Genomic DNA, 12,874 nt, shown 5'->3' on the forward strand with positions numbered 1-12,874 from the left:
GACTCATGACCCCATCCTGGGCCGTCACGACGTCTACAGCAGTATTCAACGCTTCTCGATCCTGAACTCGCCCTGTCCGGCGGACTTGCTATGAACCGCTGGCCTCAACTCACCCTGACAGACAGGGAACCCCCACGATGCGATTTTCGCCTCCCGGCGCGGCACCTGGCTGTCTCCCCAGAACGTGCGCCGCCAGTGGCGTCAAGCTCGCGCCGACGCCAGCCTCGAATGGGTCACCCCGCACACCTTCCGCAAGACCGTCGCCACCCTGATCGACAAGGAGGCCGACGCCAAGCGCGCCGCAGCCCAGCTCGGACACGCCACCGAGCAAGTCACCAACAAGCACTACATCGTCAAGCCCGCCCTCGCCCCGGACAGCTCCGACATACTCGAACAGCTCGGAGCCGGCCATGCGGCGACCGAACCCGAGCATCGCCCCCATGACCCACCCGAGACCGGATAGACACACCGGGACAGTCGCCGACCGACTCGCCTACGCCACCGCCTTGGATGACCGTGACTCCGGCGGGCCTGGCGTTGCTGGCCGCGTTCCTCCTCGGCGCCAACCGATTCCATGGGCAAGAGTCCCGCGCCGGCCTCCGGCCGAGAGACGCCTAACGGCGGTCGGGCATGCCCGACCGCCGTTAGGCGTCTCTGCGGGGCGACCCGCTGGGCCGCCGCCAGGGCAGGTTAGTCCGTCGGCACTGGGTCGCGGACGACTTGCGCGTTATACAGCGCCCTGACCTGGACGGCGGTCATTGCGCCCTGGTACGCGGCGACGTCGTCGACCGTGCCATGCAGCGGGTTGTAGTTGCCCCAGCCGCTGCCGATCCGCAGCGGGCCGTTGGCTTGCCACGGCTGCCAGGCCGCGTCCAGTGCGACTGTCTTCACCAGGTCACCGTCGACGTAGAGCTTGAGCTGGCGGTGCCCCACGTCCAGCACGCCGACCAAGTGGTGCCAGGTTTCGTCGAGGTCCTTTGCCGGGGCTGCCGCGATGGTCGTGCCGGTGCCTCCGTCGGGGGTGGCCGCATCTTTGAGCATCTTGATTTTCCACTCCCCGCCGTTGTCGTTGCCGTAGTAGAGGTAGAAGCCGTTGTTGACTGTCCCCTCCTGGGCAAGGATCATTTGGGAACGGTCTATGGCGTTCAGCTTCAACCAGGCCGACACCGTGAACGACTGGTCGGTCCGCAACACCGGGGTGTATTGCCAATTCGTGTACGTGTTGCCCTCGGCGTCCGGCCCGGTCACTCCGTTCTTGTACGCCGTCCGGGCCCACTCCTGGGTCGTCTCGTCCCACCCGCCCTGCTCCGGTGGGTAGAAGTTCCCGTCCAGGGCGAGACCGTTGTCCCGGTTGCCGGCGGCGTTGGGATCGGCGCCCCGCTGCAGCGCCAGCCAGCGGCCGAACTGGGTGCCGTCCATGGCCTCGCAGGTGTCCGCGAGGTTCTGGATCCAGCACTGGCTGGCCCCCTCGAAGCCCCACTGACCCACCAGGGTGGGGGTCAGCATGCCCGGCTCGTCGAAGCCGCCCGATTCCGGGTCCGGCGCGAACCATCCGGTGTAGTCCTCGTCCACCAGCACCCGGTCGTAGACCTGTACATCGGTAATCGATCCGCTCCAGTGCTTGTCCTTGGCGCCGTCAACGAACCCACGGCCCACCGCGAAGCGGCCGGTGGCCTGCCACGGCGTGGCTGGTCCGGCCGACTCCATGGCCAGTTGGCCGTCAACGTACAGGCGGATCTTGCCCGCAGGCTTGTCGAAAACGCCGACCAGGTGCACCCACTTGCCGACCTCAGCGGTCGCGATCGTCTGGTTAGCCGCCCGGGTCAGGCTGGACTGGGCGGAGTTGTTCTTCATGCTGAACGACCAATTCGCCACGGCAGGCGAACCGACCATCCGGGTACCGAGGTGGAAGCCGTTCGCGTCGGTGCCGTCCTGAACCAGCGCCACCATGTCCCAAGTCGGCATTGCCAACAACCGCACCCAGGCGGCGACGCTGAACGACTGGCTGGTGTTGATCACCGGCATGGCCGTCTGCGCCTCGCTGGTGCTCCCGTTCATGGTTGCCACCGTGCCACCCAGAAGGTGCGTGTCGCTGGACCAGGTCACGTTGGTGGCGGTTAGCGGGGTGTCGTTGACCAGCGGTCCGGTCCCGTCGGTGTCACCGAACGCGCTCTGCGAGTCGGCCAGAGCCTGGGCCTGGGCCTGGCCGGGGTAGGTCTCCAGCCCCCACTTGGCGACGGCCGGGCTCGGGCGGCCGACGGTGAACTCGATGCTGCCGTAGCCCTCGTTGAGAGTGCCGTCGATGCCGGACGCGTGCAGGATGTTCAGGCCGTACTTCGGGGCGGTCAGGGTCACGGTCGCGGCCTTGCCGCCGGTGACCGTGGTGGCGGCCACATCGGTGGTAGGCGGCGAGGTCCAGCCGTACTTGAAGGTGGTCACGTCGGTGGCCGTCGAGAAGATTGTGAAGGTGCCGGGCTGGCCGGGCCCGGCCGGTGGCGTAACCATCGTGACGGTGACCGGCGGCACCGTGATGTCTGCCTTGAGCTGGCACCATGCACCCCAGCCGCTCCACTGATTGTAGGGGGCGGGGTCCCTGGCAGTCACCCGGAACGCGTAAGTCTTGTCCTTGGCCACCGTGACCGCGGCCGTGGTGCCCCGTCCGTTCGCCGGTGCCGAGACCTGGGCCGGTGCGGCCAACCGGGTTGGATAGGTGTCGGTGACCGTGCCGATGCCGCCCGCGGGCACCTCGATCCACTCGTATACGCCGAGCAGGGTTTGGGTGGTGTCGGCGTCCGGGTAGATCGCGGAGAGAGTCGGGGTAAGGGTGCCGATGGTGGTCACGCCGGTGGTGGCGCAGGCAATTTCAGCAACCTGGAGATTGTTCGGCTTGCCTGGCCGGGAGTCGTAGTCGACGATCAGCTTGGCCTTGCCTGGGGTGAACTTCTTCCATCGGTTCCCGGTGGACTCGTCGGTCCCGTCCGAGTCCCGGGCGCTGAACCCGAGTGTGATCGTGTTCCAGCTGCCGTCGGCGGCGGCCTGGACCTGATTCTTCACGCTCGTGTTGCCGTTGCCAAAGTTCATGGTCATGTCCGGCTGCGGGGAGTCCGAGCAGCCAGTGCCCTTGTTGGCATGCCCGGACAGCGAGGTAATCCACGACTTCAGCGTCATTCCTGAGAACGAGGCCTTCATGGTGGCGTTGATTACCGGAACCAGGTACAGGTTGACTGGCGTGTTGTCGCAGGACCACGAGTGGTAGAGGCTCATCTGCACGTACGCGGAGTAGATGTACTTGCCCTTCAACGACACGGTGCCGTTGGTGGTCGGGAACTCGAAGTACGAGCGGAACCGTGACCCGACGCATGGCCCGTCTGGGCTGTAGCCGACCCGGGCGACCGTGTAGTCGGTGTTGGTGCACCCGTCGCTGGTCGCGTATGCCCACTTTGACCTGCCCACCGACCATGCCGGGTCGATATATAGCGGATAGGCCGCCGCAACTAGCAGCTTCGCATCCGGCACCAGCCGCAGCTCACCCCGGCTCACCCGCGTCGCCACGGCCGCCGTCCGGGCGCCGTCACCGGCCGCCACCGCGTCCGACCGCGCTACGTTAGCGTCCTGGCCCCCAAGCGTCTTCCGCGACGGCATCGACGAGTCCCACATCACCGCCGGATGCGACCGTGCGATCCCGACCGCACCCGCCGTTGCCGACAGCGAACCATCGCCCAACCGCGACACCGACACGTCGCCGCCGGTCTTCAGCACGATTTCCCGCACCGCCGGATTGGCCGCCGCCTGTGGGCTCTTCACCACCAGCACGTGGGTGAAGCCGGTGCGGGTCGCGCGCACCACCAGGTCCACGTCCGGAAGCACCCCGGCGTACGTCGCGGAGTCACCCGACACAGTTGGTGTCGGCAGCCGCTCCGGCCAAGAGAACGTCAGCGACCGCCCCGCCCGCTTCAACGTGATCAGGGGCTTGTCCCCGCCCGCCGAGAACGCCACGTCAGCCACCGACGCTGCCGGACGCAGCAGACCGTCCGCGCCGGACTGCAGGGACAGGTCCAGGTCGACCCACGAGCCGTCGGTCCGTCGCGTACGCTGCGGCTCCACCGCCGACTCTAGCTGCATTCGGCCATCGGGCTGGGCGATGACCTGCGTGTACTCCGACCGCGACGAGCCAACCACCACCGGTCGGCCGCACGCGGTGGCCGTCGCCACGGCTTCCCGCTCAGAGCTCTTGACCTCTGCGCATTCAGGCGTGGCGGCCCGGGCGGGCGTCGGGGCCAGCGCGGCCACGAGAACCAGCCCGGTGGCGGTGAGCGTCGCTGCGGTCAGTCCCGCTAGAGGCCCTCGGATGAGGTCAGGAAAGAGTCCTCTGCCCCAGTTACGAGGCAAAGTCCGTCGTCGCGTCACGTGCAACTCCCCGTGTCAAGGCGTTGAAGATCAGCGACAACGTAGGTGGACGATCACCAAGGGGTCAATCATCCGTTCAGCGAGCAAGTCCGCAGCTCAGGCTTACCTCAGCTCTTCTGCAAGGAGGCTTCCCGAGGATGAGTGATCACGTGTACTGTCCCCCCACTCAATCCGACACGGGGGATTGCCGGAGTCGCGTGGTGCGAGCGGGGAGTTGTCCCGTCTCGCTCATCACCGTGGGCCGGCAGGTCCACATCCTCTGGCCGACCGCCGTGCGAGTTGACTGATGAAACTCGATTCGTGAGGACGTGTGGTGGGCGACAGGCTTAACAGGAAGGCTCTCCGGTCGACTCGACCGGTGGAGAGACGCGGCGTCGGGACTACCCTGGTCGGGCTGGTGGTGCGCGGCAGTCTCGTCGGAGCGCTCGTCGGCGGGGTGCTCGCGGGCGCGCCAGCGCACGCGGCTCCCACGCCGACACATCTGCCCGCTCAGGTCGAGAAACTCGACCGCGACGGTGGGCCGGTACGGACGAAGGCTTGGCCGTACACGCGCCAGCGGCAGGTGCCGGCACCGGCGCCGATCTGGCCGTCGGCCGGTTCGGCCAGTGTCAGCCTGCCGGTCGGTGCGACGCAGGCCACGAAGGTGCGGGCCGGCCGGCTTCCCATCTCGGTGGCGCGTGCCGCCGGATCTGGCGGCGACCGGCTGTCGAGCGTGCAGATCGCGCTGCTCGACCGGACCTCGGTGCCGGACGCCTGGCAGGACGGCCTGCTCTTCCGAGTTAGCGGTGATCACGAAAGCTCGGCGGCTGGGACAGCACATCTGTCGGTGGACTATCGCGACTTCCGGTATGCCCGCGGCGGCGACTGGGCGTCTCGACTGCGGCTGTGGCGACTGCCGGACTGCGCGCTGACCAGGCCAGGCGCGGACGGCTGCGGCGCGACGCCATTGCCGTCGCATAACGACAGCAGGGACGGTGTCGTGACGGCCGACGTGCCGGTGCGTTCCGCCGGTTCGACCGTCGGCACCAGCGCCCCGACCGGCACGCTGCTCGCGCTCGCCGCCGGCCCCTCTGGAGCCGCCGGCGACTTCACCGCCACCTCGTTGGCGCCCTCGGCGACCTGGTCTGCAGGCGGGTCGGCCGGCGACTTCAACTGGTCCTACGGGATGGGGACGCCGCCCTCGATCGGCGGCCCGGCGCCGACCGTAGAAATTTCTTACTCATCGGGCAGCGTTGACGGCCGCTCGCAGGTGACCAACAACCAGCCGTCCTGGCTGGGGGAGGGCTTTGAGTACGCGCCGGGATTCATCGAGCGGCGATACGTCAACTGCCTCGACGACATGGCCAACGGGGCCAACAACACCACAAAGACTGGCGACCTGTGTTGGCGATCCGACAACGCCACGCTCTCCCTCAACGGAACCGGTTCGGAGCTGGTCTACGAGTCGGGCAAGGGCTGGCACGCCCGTGACGAGGACGCCTCCCGAATCGAGAAGCTCACCGACGCCGGCAACGGCGACAACAACGGCGAGCACTGGAAAGTGACCGGCGCGGACGGCACTCAGTACTTCTTCGGCCTGCACAGCCTCCCCGGACAGACGGCCACCACAAATTCCGCCTGGGCCGTCCCGGTCGCCGGAAACCACTCCGGCGAGCCCTGCCACCAGACTTCCTTCGGCTCGTCCTTCTGCGACCAGGTGTGGCGGTGGAACCTCGACTACGTGGTGGACGTCCACGGCAACACGATGTCCTACTGGTACAGCAAGGAAAGCAACAAGTACGCGCGGAACCGAACCGACAGCGATGCCACCTCCTACGTCCGGGGTGGCCAACTCGCGCGAATCGAATACGGAACCTGGGACCGGGGTCCGACCGACCGGTCCGTCAAGCCGGTGGCGCAAGTCTTGTTCACCACTGTGGACCGCTGCGTGACCTCGTCTTGCGCGACCCACGACGCCACGAACTGGCCCGACACCCCGTGGGACCAGGAGTGCACCGGGACCAGCTGCTCCGGAAAGTACTCGCCCACGTTCTGGTCCACACGCCGGCTCGCGAAGGTAACCACCCGCGTTTGGGACACCACGCGAGCCACCCCGGACTGGCAGGACGTCGACTCGTGGACCTTCGGGCACTCGTTCCCGCCCACGGGCGACGGCTCCGACCACGCCGGCCTGTGGCTTGACAAGATCGTGCACACGGGTTTGGTCGGCACCGCGATAACGTTGCCGCCGGTGACGTTCACCCCAGTTTCCATGCCCAATCGAGTGCTGACCGCTCACAACACCTCAAACAACTGGCAGCGGCTCGATCAGATCGTCACCGAGACCGGCGCCAAGATCGACATCGACTGGGACGTCCCGGAGTGCTCGTCGAGCAACCTGCCCTCCGCGCCCAACACCAACACCATGCGCTGCTACCCGGTGCTCGTGCCCGACCCCGACGACCCGACGGGCAAGGCGCTGATGACCGAGTGGTGGCACAAGCACCGAATCAAGTCGGTCTCCGAGTCGGACCTGCCGACCTGGCAGACCGGCCACCCGGCGCCCAACAAGTACACCCACTACGAGTATGTCGGGGCGCCGGCCTGGCACTACGCCGACGACGACGGCCTGACCAAGACCGACCGCAAAACTTGGGACCAGTTCCGCGGCTACGCCACCGTACGGACCCGAGTGGGGGATCCAGGCGACCAGACCCTCACCGAGACCCGCTACCTGCGCGGCATGCACGGTGACCGGCTCGCACCCGCCGGCGGAACCCGCTCGGTCACCGTCCCGGCCTCGCTGGGCTCCGAGACCGTGTACGACGAGGACCAGTTCGCGGGCATGGTGCGCGAAGAAATTGTCTACAACGGGGACACGTCGGAGCCGGTCTCCAAGAGCGTTTCCGTGCCCTGGATGTCCGCGGCGACCGCCACCCGCACGATCAACGGCGACACCGTGACGGCTCGCTTCACCGGGACCAGGGTCAGCTATGCGGCCGAGGCCCTCGGCGTCGGCGGCGCGCGCGGTTGGCGCACGTCACGTACCGAGAACTGGTTCTCCGACACCTACGGCACAATCGACCGCACTCAGGAGGACGGCGACACCGCCAAGAGCGGCGACGAGAAGTGCGTTACCGTTACCTACAATCGTGCCACCGGCGCGAACCTGGTCAAGGCCATCAAGCAGACGACCATGACGGCGCTGCCCTGCGGTACGGCGCCGACCAGCATCGACCATGTCGTCGCCGACACACGCTACTACTACGACGGCGCCACGAGCGTCGACACGGCACCCGTCGACGGGACGGTGACCCGGACCGAGAGGCTCAAGGACTGGTCCCCGACCGGCGGCACGATCTGGCAGACCACCAAGCAGAGCACCTTCGACGCCTTCGGTCGCACCGTCACCAACACCGACGTCAAGGGCAACACCACGACGACGGCGTACACCCCGGCTAGCGGCGGCCCGGTCACCCAGGAGCAGATCACCGGCCCGGCGCCGTACAACTGGGTGACCACCAAGCAGCGGGAGCCGTACCGGGGCAACGTCACCCGCACGACGGACCCGAACGGCGGCGTCGTGGACGTGGCCTACGATGCGCTGGGCCGAAACTGGCGGGTGTGGAACATCGGGTGGCCTTACATCGGCCACGAATCGAGCCCGTCGGTCGAATACACCTACACCTTCGCGCCGAACCGCGACGCCTACCCGTACACCACCACCAAGACCCTGCACGCCGGTGGCGGGTACCGAGTCACCTACAACATCCTCGACTCCCTCATGCGTGAGCGACAGACTCAGACGGCCGGTGTGGGCGGCGGGATCGTGGTGACCGACACGATCTACGACAAACTGGGCCGCGGCGCCACCACCTACGGGGCACACGCCGAGCCCGGCACCCCGTCCGGAACCCTCTGGTGGGAGCCGGAATGGTCGGTGCCGTCGGTGAACAAGACCGTCTTCGACGGCGCCAACCGGCCGACGGCACAGATCTTCTTCGGCACCGACGGAGTCACCAACCTCGTCGAGAAGTGGCGGACAACCACCAGCTACGAGGGTGACCTGACCAAGGTCACGCCCCCAGCGGGTGGCACCCCGACAACGACGGTCACCGACATCATGGGCCGTACCGTCGAGCTGCGTCAGCACACCACCGCCAGCGGGGTCAACGGTCCCTACCAGTCCACCTGGTACACCTACAACCCCAAGGACAAGCTGACAGCGGTCACCGACCACCTCGGCGACACGTGGTCGTATGCCTTCGACGTCAAGGGCCGGGTCACCCGCATCACAGACCCGGACAAGGGCACCTCGCAAAGCCAATACAACGAGTACGACGAACTCGAAAAAACCACGGACGCGCGCGGAGAGGTGATCTGGTACAGCTACGACTCGCTGGGCCGCAAGACTGGGCTCCGCGACGACTCGGCGACCGGCGCACTGCGGGCGGAGTGGAAGTACGACAAGCTCTACACCGGCTCGACCGCCAGAGCGAAGGGCCACCTGACGGAGGCCTACCGCTACGACTACCCGAATGCGGTCACCAACATCTACAGGTGGCGGGTCAGCGGCTTCAACACCCGCTACCAGCCCACCGGCGTGAACTATGTAATTCCGGCTGGGGAGGGCACCGGCCTGTCGGGGACATGGTCCTACGGGTACGGGTACTCGCCATACGACGGCAGTCCCACGTCGGTCACCTACCCGGCCCTTGGCGGCCTCACAGCGGAAACCGTCACCACCGACTACGACTCCATTACCGGTCTGCCAACATCGCTGGACACCAGCGCCATCAACGTAGCGAGCTACGTGATCGGCCAGCAGTACACCGCGTACGGCGAGCCGACCATCACCACTCGCAAGACTGCCGGCGGGGCGTACGTCGAGGACGCCACCTACTACGACCTCACCACCCGCCGGGTGACCCACACGTCGGTCAAGCCGGAGACGGCAACGGGGACGGTGTCAAACCGGAACTACAGCTACGACGACACCGGCAACATCACCTCCATCGCCGACAATCCCCAAGTCGGCTCCGCCGACACCCAATGCTTCCAGTACGACGCGCTGCGCCGCCTGACCAGCGCATGGACGCCGAAGGCGGGCGTCACCTGCGGCACCGGCCCCTCCGTGGCCAACCTGGGCGGGCCGGCACCGTACTGGCTGGACTGGACGATCGACGAAATCGGCAACCGCCGGCAGGAGGTGAACCACACCAGCAACGGTGACACCACCCGCACCTACGGCGTTCCGACGGCCGGCGCCAACGCCGTGCGTCCGCACGCCGTCGACCAGGTGACCACCGCAGGCACCACCACGGTCACCCAGAAGTACGGCTACGACGCCGCAGGGAACATGGCGTGCCGCCCGGCAACCGCGGGCGCCAACGACTGCACGACCGGCGCCGGATCGCAGAACCTCACCTGGGACGCCGAAGGGCGACTCGCGACCGTCACCGCGGGCGCCAGCCTGCTGCAGTCGGTCATCTACGACGCCGGCGGAGCTCGCCTGCTCCGCCGCGACGCGACCGGCACCACGTTGTACCTGCCCGGGCAGGACATCCGCCGCGACAACAACTCGGTCGTCAGCGGGACGCGGTACTACACCTTCGCCGGCAAGACCGTCGCCTCCCGGAATCCGAACGGACTCACCTGGCTCTACACCGACCACCAGGGGACCCAGCACACCGCCGTCAACAGCGCCTCGCAGGCAACGGTCCTCCGCCGCCAACTGCCCTACGGCGGCACCCGAGGCAGCACGCCGGCATGGCCAACCACCCGCGGGTTCGTCGGCGGGGACACCGACCCGGTCGGTCTGACCCACCTCGGCGCCCGGGAGTACGACCCGGCTCTGGGGCGGTTCATCTCGGTCGATCCAATCCAGGATCTCGCCGACCCGCAGCAGTGGAACAGCTACACGTACGCCAACAACAACCCCACCACGCTGTCGGACCCCAGCGGACAGAAGTGGGAAGAGGAGACCACAGCTGCCTACAACGAAAGGCTGCTGAGGCACTACGCCGAGCAAAGGGAAAAGGCCAAAGCTCCGACCGTCAAGAGCCCCAGGCTTCAGGGCTATCTGAATCAGATCTACAATCGGGAGGTTTCGCAGCGCTGGAAGGGGGACGGCAAGGTCGGGACGGCCGTGCGGATCGAGATCATGTCAGGGCAGCAGGTGGGTTCCAAGTGGCACTACGAAAAGGCTGCAAATGTCTTTAAAGGACTCACCGACCTTCTCGAAGACGACCGCAATGCGCGGCGTAAAGGTCAGCCCCCTTTGCTGACCGATCGCGAGCGGCAGATTGCCCTGGGCGAGGCCAGAGAGTTGTGGTCGTCGCTCCAGACCAAGGACACGAGCGGAAGGTTCATGGCCAACGTGACCTCCACGGCCCAGGGGCGGGAAATGCTCGCCGCCGCGAAGAAGAACATCGAAGAAGGGGCGAAGGCCTACTCGGTGCGGGAGATCACGGGGACGAAGTTCGACATCCAGAGGCGGAACGGGAAGACCATCAAGATCAGCCCTGACGGTGGCCCGAGGCTGGCCGGCGTCGCGAGCATGCTGAGCGTCTTGGGTGACCTCGTCCTGATCTACGAGGTCGGCAAGGCGTTTGCGTCGGACAACCCTGGGGCTGCGCTCAACGAGGTCCTTTGCAGCCTTGGCTCCCCGGCGTGTGGCGGCTATATAGGGAGCACGGATAGTGGCTACGCTTATTTTCGCGGTACTGACGGTGAGGTTCTCGTAGTGCCACCAGCCTGACCTGCACCGCCGAGCATCGACTCGGGCCGTCGCCGGTAGAGTCCACCTCTACCGGTGACGGCCGGAGGTTCCTCTTCTGACGCTAATGACTCGCCTGGAGATAGTGGATGTCGACTCAGCCCTGGGCTTTCGGCCCAGTAGGAGACCTCGCGTGGCGACACTTCCCAGAAGCTCGAGAGCAGATCGCGGACCTGGTCTGCACCGAGCTGCAACGCGCAATCGACGCCGACCGGATGCCGCAACCGGTAGACCAGTTCGAATACGCGACGCACGCCGTCGGTCCGCTGATCCGCGACCTCGGCCTGGTCGACCTCGACCGTGACCTGGTCCAGCGCTTCTGCCTGTTCTGCCGTGACCTCCTGGACTACTCCGGCCCGGACAAGCGCGAGGTCTCCTACGTGCTCAGCATGTATGTGCTCTGGGGGTTGGACGGCCCGCCCGTCGTCCGGGTCATCCAGCAAGTCGACCCGGGTCTAATCGAGCTGGTGCGGGCACGCTTCCCCGGGATGTGGGCCGAGGAGTGAGGCCTGGCCGGCGCGGGTCACCCCGATGGCCTGACCCGCGCCGGCCCAGGCTAGATGTACTGCCCAGGGAAGTTGTTTGAGGTCGTGTGATGACACGACGTAGATAGACGTGATGACGAAGGCCTCCGGTTGTGGAGTGGAGCTGTCTAGGAACCGCTCCGCCAACCAGGAGGCCTTCGTGTCCCACGCTAACGCTGCTTTGACGCCTCGTGCACGTCTTCGTTTGGCGCGTCTGATCGTGGACGAGGGCTGGCCGGTCGCTCGGGCGGCCGAGCGCTATGACGCGTCCTCTACAACCACCCGCCTGCGGACGGGCGGGTGTGACCTGAGCGCGGGCGCGCCGACCAACACCGCGCCCATCGAAGTTGCCGAAGCGATCATCGAGGCGAAGCTCGCCAGCAACAACGAGTTGCCCACCGCACTGCGAACTCAGCTGGTACAGCGATACCTCGCGGCAGCAAGGCAGCGGCACGGCATCTACCTCGTGTACTGGGTTCCGCCCGAACAACGGACCTCCGGCCCGCGGAAGTATGCCGATAAGCAGGAACTCCTCGACGACATGCGGCGCTGGGCCGCAGAAGTTACACCGCAGTTTGACGTGAGCGTCTACGCGCTCGATGTCAGCTGGCCGATGCATCGAAGATGAAAGACGATCGGTCACCGGCACCGACGTCAGCCCTTCCTACGCGAGGTTCTTGAGATGACTGAAGGAGTAACGCTCATCCCATGGCTGGAGCCAGGACAGTGCCGGGACGCTGGTCGGTGCCTGCCGAGCGATCTGGGGCTAGGTGGCGGATGTCTCTGCAGTGAATATGGCGCTCAACGGCCTTTTGTCCATGAGGCCAAGAGCGTTTCGCCCATGGCCTCATTCAGCCTATGGAGTGCCGCGCCCCGATGATCGTGTCATCTGCCGGAAGATCAGTGACCTGGAGTGCCGGAGGACGAAGCGGCAGACGACTTGCCGCTTCCGACTGAAATGTCCCCATGGTGGTACCTCCCGTAGCCCATGGCGCGATGAGGAGGGCCGGTGCCGAGGCTGTCCGACGAGCTGGCCCCGCAGGACGGACAGCGTCGGCGCCCTGTCTGTCAGGGTGAGTTGAGGCCAGCGGTTCATAGCAAGTCCGCCGGACAGGGCGAGTTCAGGATCGAGAAGCGTTGAATACTGCTGTAGACGTCGTGACGGCCCAGGATGGGGTCATGAGTC

Annotated in this window: 3 protein-coding genes and 2 pseudogenes; 4 read left to right on the plus strand and 1 reads right to left on the minus strand. The window is 66.6% G+C overall.

Annotation, left to right across the window (positions count from 1 at the left end; all coding sequences use genetic code 11):
• Nucleotides 1–127: 127 nt before the first annotated feature.
• Nucleotides 128–463: pseudogene (locus E1258_RS23065) on the plus strand (tyrosine-type recombinase/integrase); the annotation flags it as partial.
• A gap of 227 nt (nucleotides 464–690) precedes the next feature.
• On the opposite strand, the gene E1258_RS23070 reads toward E1258_RS23065, so the two are convergent.
• Nucleotides 691–4,122, minus strand: a complete 3,432-nt coding sequence (locus E1258_RS23070) for a LamG domain-containing protein (protein WP_132404807.1) — start codon at nucleotides 4,120–4,122, stop codon at nucleotides 691–693.
• A gap of 643 nt (nucleotides 4,123–4,765) precedes the next feature.
• Between E1258_RS23070 and E1258_RS23075 the strand changes: the two genes are divergently transcribed.
• The 3 genes and pseudogenes from E1258_RS23075 to E1258_RS23085 all read left to right on the plus strand — a co-directional run.
• Nucleotides 4,766–11,146 carry an RHS repeat-associated core domain-containing protein gene (locus tag E1258_RS23075; RefSeq protein WP_243715632.1) on the plus strand — a complete coding sequence of 2,127 codons (6,381 nt, stop codon included), beginning with the start codon at nucleotides 4,766–4,768 and terminating at the stop codon, nucleotides 11,144–11,146.
• Nucleotides 11,147–11,253: 107 nt separating this feature from the next.
• Entirely contained in the window at nucleotides 11,254–11,670 is a 417-nt protein-coding gene (locus E1258_RS23080; protein ID WP_132404811.1) for a hypothetical protein, read from the plus strand.
• A 178-nt stretch (nucleotides 11,671–11,848) separates the two neighbouring features.
• Nucleotides 11,849–11,974, plus strand: a pseudogene (locus E1258_RS23085) (IS481 family transposase); the annotation flags it as partial.
• Between the last annotated feature and the right edge of the window lie 900 nt (nucleotides 11,975–12,874).

Source organism: Micromonospora sp. KC207 (assembly GCF_004348615.1).
GTDB lineage: Bacteria > Actinomycetota > Actinomycetes > Mycobacteriales > Micromonosporaceae > Micromonospora.